Source organism: Flavobacterium aquiphilum (genome assembly GCF_027111335.1).
Classification (GTDB): domain Bacteria; phylum Bacteroidota; class Bacteroidia; order Flavobacteriales; family Flavobacteriaceae; genus Flavobacterium; species Flavobacterium aquiphilum.
In genome coordinates this window covers 4,032,112-4,049,202 of the sequence record NZ_CP114288.1, presented here as the reverse complement: position 1 = coordinate 4,049,202, position 17,091 = coordinate 4,032,112, and the positions used below count along the sequence as shown (strand labels likewise).

Below are 17,091 nucleotides of genomic sequence, written 5' to 3'. Positions count from 1 at the left end.
AATGTCATGTTTACAGCCCTACAGACAGTTGAACTTCTAGGCCATTTTTAAATTTTCAATGCCTCGTAGAGGCTTATATTTAGAGCTAGTAGAGTTTCAATTCCTGAATTTTCAAAGCCTCGTATAGGCTTACTGTTTTTAGCACTAGTTTCGTGTTGTTAGGAAGCTCCATAGGAGCGACCTGTATATTATCAATTTATTAATTTCTCAACGGTTTTCCCTTAGTCAACATATATTGAATACGTTCCAACGTCTTGCGCTCAGTACATAAACTCAAGAAAGCTTCTCGTTCAAGATCTAATAAGTATTGTTCAGACACCAAAGTGGATTCCGATAAATCACCACCGGCCATTACGTAAGCGAGTTTGTTGGCAATTTTTAAATCGTGTTCAGAAATGTAGTTTCCGGCAACCATTTGGTTAGTTCCTACCAAGAACATTCCGAGTGCTTGTTTTCCTAAAACTTTAATATCATTTCTTCTAATTGGTTGTGTATAACCGGCTTCGGCCATTAGCAACGCATGTTTTTTGGCTTCGGCAATCTGACGGTCTTTATTTACAACGATAATATCTTTACCGTGCTGTAAAAGTCCGGTATCAAAAGCTTCGTAACCCGAAGTGGATACTTTTGCCATAGCGATTGTCAGGAAATATTCTTGCAGCACATTCAATTCCACATCATTTTTACGGAACAAATCGGATGCTCTTAAAGTCATTTCTTTGGAACCTCCACCGCCTGGAATCACACCAACACCAAACTCAACCAATCCCATATAGGTTTCGGCAGCGGCAACCACTTTATCGGCGTGTAAGCTCATTTCGCATCCACCTCCAAAAGTCATTCCGTGCGGAACAACCACAACCGGAATTCCGGAATAGCGAACACGCATCATCGTGTCTTGGAACATTTTGATAGCCATGTTTAATTCGTCATATTCTTGCTCAACGGCCATCATAAAAATCATTCCGATATTGGCTCCAACGGAGAAATTCGCAGCTTGGTTTCCAATAACCAAACCTTGATGTTCTTTTTCGGCTAGATCAATGGCTTTGTTTATGGCTTGAAGCACATCGCCACCAATTGTGTTCATTTTGGATTGGAATTCTAAGTTCAAAATTCCGTCTCCCAAATCTTGAATAATGGCACCGCTATTGCTCCAAACTTTTTTGCTTTCGCGAATGTTGTTCAGAAGTATGAAAGCATCTTGGCCAGGAACTTTATTGTGTGATTTGTTCGGGATATTATAGAAATATGTTGCTCCTTCTTTTACGGTATAAAAACTGTTATTTCCGGATGCAATCATTTCGTTTACCCAAGCGGCAGGCTCAAAACCTTCGGCTTTCATTATTTCGATTCCGCTTTGAACACCTATGGCATCCCAAATTTCGAATGGGCCATTTTCCCATCCAAAACCGGCTTTCATCGCATCATCTATTTTGTATAATTCATCAGCTATTTCAGGGATTCGGTTGGAAACGTAAGCAAACATTCCTGCAAAACTTTTGCGGTAGAATTCGCCCGCTTTGTCTTTTCCTTTAACCAAAACCTTGAATCGGTTGATGGGTTTGTCTATTGTTTTTGTTAATTCCAAAGTGGCAAAAGAAGCTTTTTTGGCAGCTCGGTATTCAAGGGTTTCCAAGTCTAAAGAAAGAATGTCAGCACCAACTTTTTTGTAGAAACCCTGACCGGTTTTGCTTCCGAACCATTTGTTTTCAATCATTTTATTGACAAATTCCGGAAGTTTGAACAATTCGTGTTGTTCGTCGTCAGGACAGTTTTGATAGATTCCGTTGGCAACATGTACCAAAGTATCCAATCCAACAACATCTACAGTTCTGAAAGTAGCTGATTTTGGACGGCCAATAACTGGTCCAGTCAATTTGTCAACTTCTTCAATAGTTAATCCCAATTCTTTTACCAAGTGGAACAAACTCTGGATTCCATAAATACCAATACGGTTTCCGATAAAAGCCGGAGTATCTTTGGCAACAACCGAAGTTTTACCCAAGAATTTTTCTCCATATATAGTCAAGAAATCCAAAACATCAGCAGAAGTCTGCGGTCCCGGAATGATTTCAAATAATTTTAAGTAACGCGCAGGGTTAAAAAAATGTGTACCGCAGAAATGTTTTTGGAAATCTTCGCTTCGTCCTTCGCTCATAAAATGAATCGGAATACCTGAAGTATTTGATGTTACCAAAGTGCCAGGTTTTCTGAATTTGTCAATTTGCTCAAAAACCAATTTTTTGATATCCAAACGCTCCACAACCACTTCGATAATCCAATCCACATTGGAAATTTTGGACATATCATCCGTAGTATTTCCGGTTGTGATTCGGCTAGCGAATTTTTGGCTGTAAATAGTAGAGGGCTTCGATTTTAATGAGTTGGCTAAATGGTCGTTTACCAAACGATTACGAACAATTTTACTTTCGAGTGTAAGACCTTTTTTGGCCTCGGCATCAGTAAGTTCGTTCGGAATGATGTCCAAAAGCAAGACTTCAACTCCAATGTTGGCAAAATGACAAGCAATCCCCGAACCCATAATTCCGGATCCAATTACTGCTACTTTTTTAATGCTGCGTTTCATATTTATTAATTTTTTTGTCTGAGATCAAATGTGCTATAGCCGTTCTTAATTAATTTTTAATTCTATGGAATCCTATTAATCTTCATTATTGTCATCATCATCATTGAAAATGTTTTTATTCAGAATCAGTTCGTTGATTACTTCGGCAACTTCAATGAAATGGTTTATTTTTTCTTCTGAAATATTCTTTCTAACCGATTCATTAAATTTCAAAACCGTATTTTTGGAAAGTTCTCTTTTTTCTTTTCCAAAATCAGTCAGGTAAATCAGAACACCTCTACCATCTTCCGGATTTTTTTTTCTGACAATTAAGCCTTTTTCCTCCATCGATTTTAAGGTTCTCGTTAAGCTCGTAGCTTCCATTCCCATTCTTGGTCCCAATGCCGTTGAAGGAGTTCCTTCTTCTCGGTCAATACTCAATAAGGCAAATCCCGTTGCCATTGTGGCATCGTATTTATTGGCTTCTTCGTTGTACATTCTTGATACAGCCTGCCAAGTTGCTCTTAGGATATAATCTATTGTTTTGTCTTTCATACTTACTATATCGTTTTCAAAAATAAAGAAAAAAATATTATGCATGCATAATAAAAATTTATTTTTTTTAATTTTTTATAAATATAGACAAAAAACTCCTTTAGAATAAGGAGTTTGGCCAATATTATGCATGCGTATTATTTTTTTTATTTTAATAAAAATGGCATTTTTTGAGTTTTGAATAAAAAAACAGAAATATTGATTTGAAGGATATAAAATCCAGTTATTTCCAATATGGTTTATAGAATTGAATTTTAATTTGTAGCAACAAAATCAAAAACATATAGAAGTTCTTTGATTTAATGACTAGACAGGTTTAATATAAAACAAAGTCCCGACAGAAAAACCTATCGGGACTTTGTTTTTTAATTAAGACAAAACTTTACAGCGAATGTCCATAAATCTTTTCATAAAGATCTTTGTAAATCTCCAATATAATTTTTCGTCTTAGTTTTAGGGTTGGGGTAAGGTGACCGCCATTTATTGACCAAACATCCGGTGTTAATTCGAAACGTTTTATTTGTTCCCAATTCCCGAATTTTTCGTTCAAAGTATCTACCTCTTGTTGGATTCTTTCGATTACTTTCGGATTGGAAATAATCTCTTTGTTGGTCGATCCCAATTGAATGGAATGCAATTTTGCCCATTCTTTCACAAAATCAAAACTCGGCTGAATAAATGCTCCCGGCATTTTTTCACCATCACCAATCACCATGATCTGCTCGATAAAGCGGGATTGTTTCATGGTATTTTCGATGATTTGCGGGGCAATGTATTTTCCTCCCGAGGTTTTGAACATTTCTTTTTTGCGGTCGGTAATGGATAAAAAGCCGTTTTCGTCAATATTACCAATATCTCCCGTGTGGAAATAGCCATTAATGATAGCTTCTGCTGTTTTTTCAGGATCTTTGTAGTAGCCCATCATAACATTAGGACCTTTGCAAAGTATTTCACCATCTTCGGCGATTTTTACTTCCACATTGTCAATTACTTTTCCAACGGTTCCTACTTTGAAGCCTCTGTTTCTCATATCGTTTACGGAGATAACAGGCGAGGTTTCGGTCAATCCGTAACCTTCTACAACCGGAATATTGGCGGCTGCAAAAATACGTGCCAATCTTTTTTGTAAAGCGGCACTTCCCGAAACCATCAGCTCAAGATTACCTCCCAAACCTTCTTTCCATTTGCTGAAAATTAATTTTCGGGCAATTTTCAATTGGAATTCATACCAAAATCCATTGGCTCCATAAGGTTCATAACGCAGCCCTAAATTGATGGCCCAAAAGAAAAGCATTTTTTTGATTCCTTTCAATTCGCTTCCTTTTGCAAAAATACTGTCATATACTTTCTCCAAAAGCCTTGGAACGGCAGTGATAACGGTTGGTTTTACCTCCTTTATGTTAGCGCTGATTTTGTCTATTGATTCGCCAAAATATACCGAAACGCCATAATATTGGTACAAATACAAAATCATTCTTTCGAAAATATGACAGATAGGAAGGAAGCTCAATGCGACGCTTTTTCCTGCTTCAAAAGGGATTCTTGGCGCACTGTTAAGTACATTTGAAACCACATTTTGATGCGATAACATAACACCTTTTGGTCGTCCTGTAGTCCCCGATGTGTAAATGATGGTGGCCAGATCGTCTGTTTTTACGCTGTTTTTTCTTTCTTCAACAGTATCTTGATTGCTTTTGTCTTCGCCCAGTTTCAACAATTCAGTCCAGTTTTTACAACCTTCTATTTCATTGAACGAAAAAACATCTTTCAGGGAAGGAACATTGGCTTTTATGCAATTAACTTTCTCCAACACCTCAATATCTGAAACAAAAACATAAATGGATTCAGAGTGATTTAGAATGTATTCGTAATCTTCATGTGAAATAGTTGGATAGATCGGAACGTTTTGGGCACCAGTTTGTAAAATACCAATATCCATGATATTCCACTCCGTTCTGTTATTGCTTGAAATGATAGCAATTTTATCGTCTTTTTGAATGCCCATTCGCAGCAATGCCCTAGAAATGGTATTGGCTTTGTCGAGATATTCCTGAGTTGAGGTTTTCACCCAAACATCATTTTGCTTTGTTACCAAAGCATCTGATTTGTTGTAATTTTCAAGCTGATAGTATGGAAAATCAAATAAACGGGTAATCGTTATCATTGTAATGATGATTAAATTTTATCGCAAATTAAATAAAAAATGATAATAAATTTTATTTTCCAAAGATTAATTAAAGGCGACCTGATTGTGGAATTGGTAATTAACGAAATCGTTTTCTTAAATGGTTTTAAATCAAAGGGTTTTGGTGGCCAAAAGTGTGTCTTGGATCGTTTTTTTACAAAATTTTATTCCACATATTCTTTTACTCGTTCTCCAGAAATGAATATCTTCTTTTTGTCATAATGAATAGAGAAGGATTGCAATGTCCAATCGTTTTCATCATCCGATTTGGATTTGGCTGTATCGCTTTTTTTGTACCAAAAAGAATAAGAAGCACTATTGAATCCTTCCTTGAAAATAGGAACTCCTGATTGAGAACACTCGATTCCCCAAATAATATTTTCTTTGACAAGATCTTCATTTTGCATAATTCCAGTACCATCTGGATTGAGGACAGTTGTAGGCTCTATTTGGTTTATATAGTTGTAAACGCCGGTAATAGGATACCCAATAACATTTGCCAAATAATGGTTTTTGTCTTTAGCTTTTATTTTCGTGATTTTAATTTGGGCAAAAGAATTTGCTGCACTTAACATAAGTGCAGCAAGCAGTAATGAAAATTTTTTCATGAGCGTAGGTTAGTTTAAAATTTAAAGAGCAAGGGGCGTTGCCTTTTATATCAGATTATCTTTTTATTCTTTTGAGATAATATATTAACGCAAATCGGGATTTGAAACTTACAAATAGACATAATTGTAAACATTCAGAAAACCTTCAATAAATTCTTTAATCCCTTTTGGAGAATAAAGATAAGCCATCATTTTTTTCTCGATGATATTTCCTTTAGGGTCAAATTTATAGGTTATAGCGATTTCTTTGTTTGGGTATTTTGTAGTGTTGTCCGAATTAATTGTGGTTATTTTAATTAGGTTATTGTCGTGGTCGTATTTGTAAATGTTTTTATGGGATAAAACATCCGATTTGAAGGTTTGGGTTTCTTTTACCAAACCATTCGCATCGTATATGTATTTTGTCGAAATACTGTCCGATTGGTGATTAATTAGGATTATTTGGTCATAATCATTGAAATGGTAAAAGGATTCCTTTCGGGTAGTTTTTTTTGGTGACGAGCCTTCGATGGATTCTTCTCCTTTGTACAAAATGTTTTTCTTTTGGACGTATTTGCAGTCAACTGTCGAAAAAGAAGGCTCCAGAGGTTCATTAACAGCAGTGGAATCGAGAATAGTATTTAATGTGTCTTTCTTTTTGGCTAAATTGAGAGTTTCAATATCGACATGTGAAATATAACCTTTGTTGGTGTAGCTGAAAAAGTGTTTTTCTGATTTCAGATACTTATAATTTTGCTCAAATTCTTTGGTTGCACCTTCGGTAGAAAACTTATAAAAAGTATTGATTAGTTCATTTTCCGTTTTGTCACCTTTTGCGTTTATTGAAAATTGCTGCTCATGCATTTGGGCTACATTTCCTTTCAGGTTTAAGGTTTTTGAATTGGAACCAAATAATTCCAAGACAGGATTTGTTTTTTGGCATTCATCTGAAATTTGTGCAAACAGAGGATTTATTAAAAACAGCAGGCTTACAATAAAAAGATTTTTTTTCTTAATGGTCATTTGGGGTAGGTTAGTTATAGTTAAGGGCAAAAACTCATAAAAAACCCGTCTCTAAAATAACAAGAGACGGGTATATGTGGAAATAAAAACTTTGGGAATTTTTATTTGTTTGTGTTGTCAATCCATTTTTTAGCATTTACAAAAGCTTCTAACCAAGGAGTAACTTCGTCATTTCTGTTTTTTGGATAATTTGCCCAGTTCCATTGGAAAGTAGAACGCTCAATGTGTGGCATCATTACCAAGTGACGACCTGTTTTGTCACATAGCATTGCGGTGTTGAAAGCCGATCCGTTTGGGTTGGCAGGGTATCCTTCGTAACCATATTTTGCAACAATGTTGTATTGGTCTTCGGCGTATGGCAAATTGAATTTTCCTTCACCGTGCGAAACCCAAACTCCAAGAGTGCTTCCGGCCAAAGTCGATAACATTACCGATTTGTTTTCCTGAATTTTTACCGAAGTAAAGATACTTTCGTGCTTGTGGCTTTCGTTATGAAGCATTTTTCCGTGAATTTCATGCTCAGGATTGATAACTTCCAATTCCATGAACAATTGGCAACCGTTACAGATTCCGACAGATAAAGTGTCTTCTCTTTTGAAGAAGTTTTTCAAAGCCGTATTTGCTTTTTCATTGTATTTGAAAGCTCCAGCCCAACCTTTGGCAGAACCTAAAACATCCGAATTGGAGAATCCACCAACCGCTCCGATGAATTGAATATCTTCAAGGGTTTCACGTCCTGAAATCAAATCGGTCATGTGAACATCTTTTACGTCAAATCCAGCCAAGTACATAGCATTTGCCATTTCACGCTCGGAGTTACTTCCTTTTTCGCGGATGATAGCTGCTTTTGGCCTTGCTTTAGAACCGTCGATTTCAGGTTTTTTTCCTGTAAAATGACTTGGAAAAGTATAGTTTAAAGGTTGATTTTTATAATTGTCAAAACGAGCTTGGGCAGTTCCGTTTTTAGATTGTTTTTGGTCTAACAAGAATGACGTTTTAAACCAAATATCTCTGTACTTAGTAATGTCCAATTTGCAAGGACCAAAGTCTAAAGTAGCTTCGGAAGTAGCATTTCCAAGTTTGAAGAATTCTACGTTGTTGGCTTTCAATTTAGCTTCAACCGCTTCATCTGAATTCGCTTGGAAAACAACAGCGATGTTTTCAGAGAAAAGATATTTGATGATGTCTTTTTCTTCAAAAACAGAGAAATCAATTTTCGCTCCTAAATTAATGTCAGCAAAACACATTTCCAATAAAGTAGTAATTAAACCACCACTTCCAATATCGTGTCCGGCCAAGATTTGATTGTCTAAAATCAATTCTTGAAGCGTATTGAATGCATTTTTGAAAAATGCCGAATCTTTGATTGTAGGTGTATCGTTTCCGATAGCGTTCAATGTTTGTGCAAAAGAAGAACCTCCTAATTTGAATTCGTCTTGCGACAAATTGATATAGTAAATAGAACCTCCGTCTTTTTGTAAAACAGGTTCAACTACTTTTCTGATATCTGTACAGTTTCCGGCAGCCGAAATAATTACCGTTCCAGGCGCAATTACTTCGTCATTTGGATATTTTTGTTTCATCGAAAGCGAATCTTTTCCTGTTGGAATGTTGATTCCCAATTCGATTGCAAAATCCGAGCATCCTTGTACTGCATCGTATAAACGAGCGTCTTCACCTTCGTTTTTACAAGCCCACATCCAGTTTGCCGAAAGTGAAATTCCTTTCAATCCATCTTTGATTGGAGCCCAAACAATGTTGGACAATGATTCGGCAACAGCGTTTCTACTTCCCGCAACAGGGTCAATCAAAGCAGAGATAGGAGCGTGTCCGATAGAAGTTGCAATTCCTTCTTTTCCTTGGTAATCCAAAGCCATTACACCACAATTGTTTAATGGTAATTGCAATGGTCCTGCACATTGTTGTTTTGCCACTTTTCCTCCAACGCAACGGTCAACTTTGTTGGTTAACCAGTCTTTGGAAGCAACGGCTTCTAATTGTAAAACTTGCTCTAAGTATGTTGCTATATTTTTTACGTTATAATCCAATCCGGCATAGTTGTAATCAATGGAATTGTCCGTCATTACTGTTTTTGGTGAACTTCCAAAGAAATCTTCCAAAGCGTAATCCATTGGTTTTACACCTGTAGTTTTAGACTCGAAAGTAAAACGATGGTCGCCTGTAACGTCACCAACCTGATACATTGGAGAACGCTCTCTTTCGGCAATTCTTTGTAAAGTGTCGATGTCTTTTTTGCCAATAACCAATCCCATTCTTTCCTGAGATTCGTTACCAATGATTTCTTTCGCCGAAAGGGTAGGGTCACCAACAGGCAATTTATCCAAATCGATCAATCCTCCTGTTTCTTCCACCAATTCCGAAAGACAGTTCAAGTGTCCACCAGCTCCGTGATCGTGAATAGAAACAATTGGGTTGTTGTCGCTTTCCACCAAACCACGAATGGCGTTAGCGGCACGTTTTTGCATTTCAGGGTTAGAACGCTGAATAGCGTTTAATTCGATTCCCGAGCCAAAAGCTCCTGTATCTGCTGAGGAGACCGCAGCTCCCCCCATCCCAATTCTGTAGTTTTCACCACCAAGGATAACGATTTTGTCGCCTTCCTGCGGTTTGTGTTTGATGGCTTGGTCTAGTTTTCCGTAACCAATTCCACCCGCTTGCATGATTACTTTGTCGTAACCAATTTTACGGGTTTTTAATTCCCCTCCTTTGGAGGGGTTAGGGGTGGTTTCTTCGTGTTCGAAAGTCAAAACCGAACCGGTAATAAGCGGTTGCCCAAATTTATTTCCAAAATCTGAAGCTCCGTTTGAAGCTTTAATCAAGATGTCCATTGGAGTCTGGTACAACCATTTTCTTTCGGTTACAGCATTTTCCCAAGGTCTGTCTTGTTCCAAACGAGAATACGAAGTCATATAAACTGCAGTTCCCGCCATTGGCAATGAACCTTGTCCTCCAGCTAAACGGTCACGAATTTCTCCTCCCGAACCTGTTGCAGCTCCGTTAAAAGGTTCTACAGTTGTTGGGAAGTTGTGTGTTTCTGCTTTTAAGGAGATAACAGAATCAAATTCTTTTATTTCGTAAAAATCAGGTTTGTCGGCCGTTTTTGGAGCAAATTGCTGTACTCTTGGTCCTTTTACAAAAGCCACGTTATCTTTGTAAGCCGAAACAATATCATTAGGGTTTTCCTGAGATGTTTTTTTGATTAATTTGAAAAGAGAAGTTTCTTTTTCAACTCCGTCGATAACAAAAGTTCCGTTGAAAATCTTGTGACGACAGTGTTCTGAATTGGCTTGAGAGAAAGCGAAAATCTCAGAATCGGTTAATTTTCTACCTAATTTGGTTGATAAATTATCCAAATATTCTACTTCTTCAGGGCTTAATGACAAACCTTCAGATTGGTTGTAAGCAGCTATATTTTCAATTTCCAAAATAGCTTCAGGTTGAATATGAATCGTGAAAATATCTTGATTCAATTCAGTATATTTTTGCGAAAGCATTGGGTCGAAATCATTGAAATCGGCTGCTACTTTCTGAAATTCTTCAATACGGATGATTCCGGAAATCCCCATGTTTTGGGTGATTTCCACGGCATTTGTACTCCAAGGTGTAATCATAGTGGCACGAGGGCCAACAAAAAAATCCGACAAAACGGATTTTTCTACTTTATTAGAGTCGGCAAAAAGCCAGTTGAGTTTTGAAATGTCTTGAGCTGAAATTTCGTTTTGCGTTTGTACTGCAAAAACAGTTTTGCTTTGGTTTTCAAAGAAATGGATCATTGGTTGTGTAGTTTGTTTTTTTAACGATGCAAATTTAGTTTAAATAAATAGTACGAGCAAATGTGAAAAGCAAACTATTTGACAAATATTGGAATTGAAAATAAAGACCGCAAATTCGCAAATTATATTCATTTAGAATTCATAAAAAATTTGCGAATTTGTGGTTAATTAAAATCTTACTTCGGGAACGGTTTACTTTGATAAGCCCCCAGATCTGCTGGTAAAGTTCTCGTGATTCCAAGAATATCAAGAGGAATTAAATATGCCGAATTCCCTTTTGCGAAAGCGGCAGAAGTATTATCGATATTGAAATTGTTGATATTGGAATTATAGAATTTTGGGTCTTTGTTCAGGATTATGGCATTGTAATGTGTAGGGTCATTGTCGAAATTATAATCTGGACTATTATTTTTATTGGACTTAATCAGGCAATTGTTGAATTGATACACAAAAGCGGCACCTGTTTTTTTATCCAAAATCATTTCGTTGGAATACGCCCCATAAATGATGCAATTATTGAAAGTCGCTCCTGTAAGATCTTTGGTTGCGGGAGTTGCATCATCAGCATAATTACTGAGGTAAACCGCTGTTTGTTCAGGGCTTGACCAATTGTTGTTGAAAGTGCAATGCGTAAACTTGTAATTACCACCATAAGTACAGGCTAGACTGGATTGTCCTGTGTAATTGATCACAATATTTTCTCCTTCGATAAAAGCATTTTTCGCTTGAATTCCGTAGTGAGTGCAATTGTAAATTTGAGTATTTTTTATCGTAAGTTTTTTGCCGGTATTACCTTCAAGCAATAAACCAACAGTGGCGTTTTTAAGCGTCAGGTTTTGAATAGAGTTGTTAATGCTTCCGTTTTGCAACCAAATAGTTCCCCATTGTCCGGGAGTATAATTAAAATCAGGTTGTTGGCGGTCGCCACTGAAAATCACTTCATTTTCTAATTTATCTGTAGTTGATTTGGCCCCGTTAATTTGTATCGAAGCATTTTTTGGTACAATTAGCCCAGAATCAGCATGAAAATAAACTCTTGCTCCCGGATCAAAAACTACAGTTTCTCCATCTGGTACTGCCGCATATCCGTAAATCACATAGGCTTTTTTATTAGTGAAAATAAGTTCGTTTCCGTGAATGGGATCATTTTTGTCCAGATAAAAGCCGCTTATTTTTTTACCATCAATTGGGAGGGTTTCCATGGTTCCGTCACCATTGCGTTTGGGATATAATAAAATGGCATCCTGCACCAAAGTTACCAATTCCACTTTTTGGAGATTTGTTCCGCTGTCAAATTCAATTTGGTCAGTATAAAGAAATTCGGCTGGGGTTGAACTATCGCTTTTTACAGTTGTTTCAATGAAAATGTACAAACTGTCTTTTGCTAGAAGCGTAACATTTTCGAATATTTTTCCTTGATTTCCCTGAGAGCCATCAACGCTCATTCGGTATTTTGAATTTAAGCCTTTGGTAAATTTTATAATGGGAATATTGATGTCATTTTTGGAATGGTTATACACTTTTAGTGCATAAGTGCTCGAACTCAAATTGGTAAAAACCGTGTCCAAATAAACAGTATCGTTTGAAAACGCCAAATTACCTGTACTTGCAACGGTCTCAAAATCGCTCCGACAAGAGCAAAACAAAAGCGTCATTCCGATTAAAAACAGTAAGGCGATGCGTTGCATTTCGATTTAAATTTTTGTAAAAATAGTAATAAAATAGTTTTATGGCTTATAGCTGACTTTTTACTTTTTAGGTTTCTATTTATTTCTTTTTTGAATTGTCAATTTAGCGTATTTTTACAATCTTTAAAATAGAAATATGACAATAGACAAAGATAAAATACTCGAATATTGCAAACAGTTTTCCAAAAACACGTTGATGGAAACTTTGAATATCGAATTTATAGATGCAGGAGAAGGCTTTCTTGTTGCCAAAATGCCCGTTAATCCATCAGTGCATCAGCCAATGGGATTGTTGCATGGCGGAGCTTCGGTGGCGTTGGCGGAAAGTGTAGGGAGTGCCGCTTCGCATTTTTTTATTAATGACAAAAAACAAGAAGTAAGGGGCATCGAAATTTCAGCGAATCACTTAAAAAGCATTCGCGAAGGCTTTGTTTTTGGTACTGCCCGAATTATCCATAAAGGTAGAAGTTTGCATCTTTGGGAAATTAAAATTACCGATGAAGAAGGGAATTTGATTTCGCTTTGCAAATTGACGAATATGGTTTTAGATAGAAATAAAAGTTAATAGAAATACATGTAACACTTGATGATGCAAAAAAATACACCCCAGATTTCTGCAGTTTTTAAAAAGATGACCATCAAGGCGATTCTTTCAATTCTTTTCTTTTTTGTTGTTTATCTTGCATTGATTGCTTCAGGAATTGCTCTCACAATTCTGGCTGGTTATGCAGGGTTTAAGATTATTATTGCAAAGCCAATGTTTGTAACTCTTATGATTGGGGCGGGATTGATATGTATGGGGATCTTAATTTTGATTTTTCTGTTCAAGTTTATCTTTGAAAAAAATGTCATTGATAGGTCGCATTTGGTTGAAATTACAAGAGAAGAAGAACCTATGTTGTTTGAATTCATAGAGGAAATTGTAGGTTCGGTAAAAACAAATTTTCCTAAAAAAGTTTATTTGTCTTCAGATGTTAATGCTTCAGTGTTTTATGATTCTAATTTTTGGAGCATGTTTTTACCAATCAAGAAAAATCTTCAAATTGGGGTTGGGCTAATAAATTCCGTTTCAGAGTTAGAGCTTAAAGCTATTTTAGCTCATGAATTTGGGCATTTCTCACAGCGAAGTATGAAGGTGGGAAGTTATGTTTACAATGTGAACAGAATTCTTCATGATATGCTTTATAATAATGACTCGTACAATTCAATTGCACAAAGCTGGGGAAGCGTAAACGGGTATTTTGCTTTTTTTACTGGAATTGCTATAAATATAGTGCAAGGAATTCAATGGGTTTTAAGGCAGGTCTATCAGGTTGTGAACTTAAATTATTATGCATTATCAAGGCAAATGGAATTTCATGCCGATGCTGTTGCTGCCAGTGTGACGGGTTCTGAGCCTTTAATAACTTCTTTGCTACGTCTTGATTTGGCAAGTCATTCTTTCAGTAAAGTGCTGGATTATTATAGCAACAAAATTTCTGAATCAATTGCGACAAAAAATGTTTATGAACAACAGACCTTAGTGATGAATTTTATTGCTGGCAAAAGCAATTTAGAGGTTCATAATAATCTACCTTTATTAACTACTGATTTTATAAATAGATATAATAAATCAAAACTTACTATCGAAAATAAATGGGATACACATCCAAGTATCGAAGATAGAATTGCCGAACTGCAAAAACTGAATATTGAAAAATCCGAGGAAAATAAGATATTGGCAACTTGCTTATTGAATAATAGGATTGATCTGCAATGTAAGTTTACTAATAAATTATTTTCTGCAGTTTCATATTCGGGTAGTGTAGTTTATAATGAAAACGAGAAGTTTTTCGAAGAATTTAAAGATGAATTTTTATCGGGATCCTTTAATGAAATTTACAATCATTATTATGATAATAAAAATCCTGATTTTGATGCTTTTGATTTAAGAACTACCGAATCAACTGGTAAGGCAATGAAAAAAGAGGTAAATGAATTATTTAGCAATGCTGCAATCGATTTGGTTTACAACGCTAATTCTTTGGTTAGTGATATCAATATCTTAAAGCAGATTTTATCCGGGGATTATAGAGTTAAATCATTTAATTATGACGGGCACCAAATCTCAACTAAAAATTGTAGTGAATTAATTGATAAATTGGAGATAGATTTAAAGGCAATCAAACAAAAAATATTAGAAAATGATATTGAAATTTGTTCTTATTTTTTTGGATTAGCTAACAAGCATAATAAAAGAGAAGAACTTAAAAAATATTATGATATTTTTTTTGAACTCGATAAAGACTATGATGAGAAATTTGAATTTTATGCTAATGTGATCAATGCTTCTCATTTTATGTATCGAACATGTTCTTTTGATGAAATTAAAAGAAATATGGTTTTATTAAAAAAAGAAGAAGCTAAATTAAGAAAGCAGATTGCGAATATTTTAGATAGCAATATTTATAGAAAATCGATAACTACTGAGATTCGGGAAGCATTTAATAAATATTTATCCGAAGAATGGGTCTATTTTAATGTAAATCAATATATCGAAAGTGAGCTGGCTTTGTTCAATCGATCAATTGCCGACTACGAAGCTATTTTATCGAAAACATTTTTTGAAGCAAAAAAAGAACTTTTAGATTATCAGGTCCAACTTTTACAAAAACATGAATAAATTTTTTTCAAAAATAAAAATGCAACAAGAGCAAAACCTGCCTTTTGTTTTGTATTGCAAACCCAATTCGGATACTATAATCGGGATGTTTCAGCAGAATGATGCTTTGTTTAATGTGGTTGATTTTTCCGAAAAAGGATTTGTATTTGCTTCTTTTGATGGAAACAGTGTTCATTTAATTCCCGAAAATGAATCGGATATTTTTGCTGTGATTCGAGAAAACGAGCCTGTAATGATTACCGAAAGCAACAGAGAATTTCCAACAGCAGTGGGTAAAGCAGACTATGAAAGGATAGTTGCTAAGGGGATTCATGCTATAGAAAATCAGGAATTTAAGAAAGTCGTTCTTTCCCGAAAAGAAGTGATCGAACTGGAAAATTTTGATTTGGTTGCAACTTTTGAGAAATTGGTTCAATTGTATCCTGCTGCTTTTTCGTACTGTTTTTTTCATCCTAAAATTGGGCTTTGGATGGGGGCAACACCGGAGCAATTGGTAAAAGCCAATGTAAATGTATTTGAAACAATGGCTTTGGCTGGAACCCAAAAAGATAACGGTTCGGAAGAAATTATTTGGGGGGAGAAAGAAAAAGAAGAACAGCAATTTGTAACGGATTATATTGTCGATCAATTGAAAGAGGCCACTTTGGAGGTTTCAGTTACCAAACCCTATAGCCTTAAAGCTGGTAGTATCTGGCATTTGAAAACCGATATTTGGGGAGTTTTAAACGCAGGTTTCAGTTTGAAGCAAGTCGTAAGCTTACTGCATCCAACGCCGGCCGTCTGTGGATTGCCGAAAGAAGCTTCGAAAGCTTTTATTTTGGAAAATGAAAATTACGATAGGACTTTCTATACCGGATTTTTGGGGGAATTGAATACGAGTTTTGCAGTCGATTCGGTGAGTTCAAGTCTATTTGTCAATTTGCGTTGTATGGAAATTGAAGCCGATTTTGATCACAAAACCGCAAAGGCTAATCTGTTCATGGGCTGCGGAATCACGAAGGACAGTATCCCCGAAAAAGAGTGGGAGGAAAGCGTGAACAAGTCGATGACAATGAAGAAAGTTTTAATATAAAGTTTAAAAGTTTAAAAGTTTAAAAGTTTAAAAGTTTAAAAGTTTAAAAGTTTAAAAGTTTAAAAGTTTAAAAGTTTAAAAGTTTAAAATTGACTTTATAAACCAAGATTAAACAGCCTTAAACCATTTTAAACAAATATTAAACAACCTTAAACAGATTAAACCAAAAACGATAAACCCAAAACAACAAACAAAAATAGATATGAAATTAGATATACTTGCTTTTGGCGCACATCCCGATGACGTGGAATTAGGATGCTCCGGAACGATTTTAAAAGAGATTTCTTTAGGAAAAAAAGTTGGAATTATTGATCTGACGCATGGGGAACTTGGAACGCGTGGTTCGGCCGAAATCCGTGATCAGGAGGCAAGTGCCGCTGCGGAGATATTGGGAGTTTCCGTTCGGGAGAATTTGAATATGAGGGACGGTTTTTTTGTCAATGACGAAAAGCATCAATTGGAAATTATAAAGATGATCCGAAAATACCAACCTGAAATTGTATTGTGTAATGCTATTGACGACAGGCACATCGATCACGGGAAAGGAAGTAAATTGGTTTCAGATGCCTGTTTTTTGTCGGGTTTGATGAAAATTGAAACAGCGCTAGATGGTGAAATTCAAAAGCCTTGGAGACCGAAAGTAGTTTATCATTATATTCAATGGAAAAATATTGAACCTGACTTTGTGGTGGATATTACCGGATTTACAGAAAAGAAAATTGAATCTATTTTGGCCTATCGTTCGCAATTTTATGACCCGAATTCGAAAGAACCAGAGTCACCAATCTCCAGTAAAAACTTTTTTGAGAGCCTAAATTACCGTTCCAGAGACTTGGGAAGGCTTACAGGAGTTGAACATGCCGAAGGTTTTACAGTTGAAAGATATTTGGCAGTCAATAGCTTAGGCGATTTGAAGTAAAATTGCCAATTTTTTTTTGATTTTTTGTTTGTAGAAG

The 17,091-nt window shown here is 35.9% G+C and carries 11 protein-coding genes; 4 read left to right on the top strand and 7 right to left on the bottom strand.

Features of this window, described 5'->3' with window-relative positions; all coding sequences use genetic code 11:
• Positions 1 to 199 precede the first annotated feature (199 nt).
• The 7 genes from OZP12_RS16265 to OZP12_RS16235 all read right to left on the bottom strand — a co-directional run bounded on the left by OZP12_RS16265 (position 200) and on the right by OZP12_RS16235 (position 12,401).
• Positions 200 to 2,590, bottom strand: coding sequence for a 3-hydroxyacyl-CoA dehydrogenase/enoyl-CoA hydratase family protein (locus OZP12_RS16265; protein ID WP_281226089.1), 2,391 nt, complete (start codon positions 2,588 to 2,590; stop codon positions 200 to 202).
• A gap of 75 nt (positions 2,591 to 2,665) precedes the next feature.
• On the bottom strand, positions 2,666 to 3,124 hold the full coding sequence (locus tag OZP12_RS16260; RefSeq protein ID WP_281226088.1) for a MarR family winged helix-turn-helix transcriptional regulator: 459 nt from the start codon (positions 3,122 to 3,124) through the stop codon (positions 2,666 to 2,668).
• 382 nt (positions 3,125 to 3,506) lie between these two features.
• Positions 3,507 to 5,288 (bottom strand): AMP-dependent synthetase/ligase, encoded by a 1,782-nt coding sequence (locus OZP12_RS16255; RefSeq protein WP_281226087.1) that lies wholly within the window; start codon positions 5,286 to 5,288, stop codon positions 3,507 to 3,509.
• A gap of 185 nt (positions 5,289 to 5,473) precedes the next feature.
• Positions 5,474 to 5,917, bottom strand: a complete 444-nt coding sequence (locus OZP12_RS16250) for a hypothetical protein (protein ID WP_281226086.1) — start codon at positions 5,915 to 5,917, stop codon at positions 5,474 to 5,476.
• A gap of 108 nt (positions 5,918 to 6,025) precedes the next feature.
• Positions 6,026 to 6,919, bottom strand: a complete 894-nt coding sequence (locus OZP12_RS16245; protein ID WP_281226085.1) for a hypothetical protein — start codon at positions 6,917 to 6,919, stop codon at positions 6,026 to 6,028.
• 101 nt (positions 6,920 to 7,020) lie between these two features.
• Entirely contained in the window at positions 7,021 to 10,713 is a 3,693-nt protein-coding gene (gene purL / locus OZP12_RS16240; RefSeq protein WP_432419511.1) for a phosphoribosylformylglycinamidine synthase, read from the bottom strand.
• Positions 10,714 to 10,889: 176 nt separating this feature from the next.
• Positions 10,890 to 12,401, bottom strand: coding sequence for a hypothetical protein (locus tag OZP12_RS16235; RefSeq protein WP_281226084.1), 1,512 nt, complete (start codon positions 12,399 to 12,401; stop codon positions 10,890 to 10,892).
• A gap of 136 nt (positions 12,402 to 12,537) precedes the next feature.
• Between OZP12_RS16235 and OZP12_RS16230 the strand changes: the two genes are divergently transcribed.
• The 4 genes from OZP12_RS16230 (at position 12,538) to bshB1 (ending at position 17,054) form a co-directional block, all read left to right on the top strand.
• Positions 12,538 to 12,966, top strand: a complete 429-nt coding sequence (locus OZP12_RS16230) for a PaaI family thioesterase (RefSeq protein ID WP_281226083.1) — start codon at positions 12,538 to 12,540, stop codon at positions 12,964 to 12,966.
• Positions 12,967 to 13,032: 66 nt separating this feature from the next.
• Positions 13,033 to 15,063, top strand: a complete 2,031-nt coding sequence (locus OZP12_RS16225) for a M48 family metalloprotease (RefSeq protein WP_281226082.1) — start codon at positions 13,033 to 13,035, stop codon at positions 15,061 to 15,063.
• Positions 15,056 to 16,135: a chorismate-binding protein gene (locus tag OZP12_RS16220; protein WP_281226081.1), complete on the top strand. Its 1,080-nt coding sequence runs from the start codon at positions 15,056 to 15,058 to the stop codon at positions 16,133 to 16,135. Before OZP12_RS16225 ends, OZP12_RS16220 begins: the two co-directional genes overlap by 8 nt.
• Before the next feature lie 202 nt (positions 16,136 to 16,337).
• Positions 16,338 to 17,054: a bacillithiol biosynthesis deacetylase BshB1 gene (gene bshB1 / locus OZP12_RS16215; RefSeq protein WP_281226080.1), complete on the top strand. Its 717-nt coding sequence runs from the start codon at positions 16,338 to 16,340 to the stop codon at positions 17,052 to 17,054.
• The last annotated feature ends 37 nt before the right edge of the window (positions 17,055 to 17,091 follow it).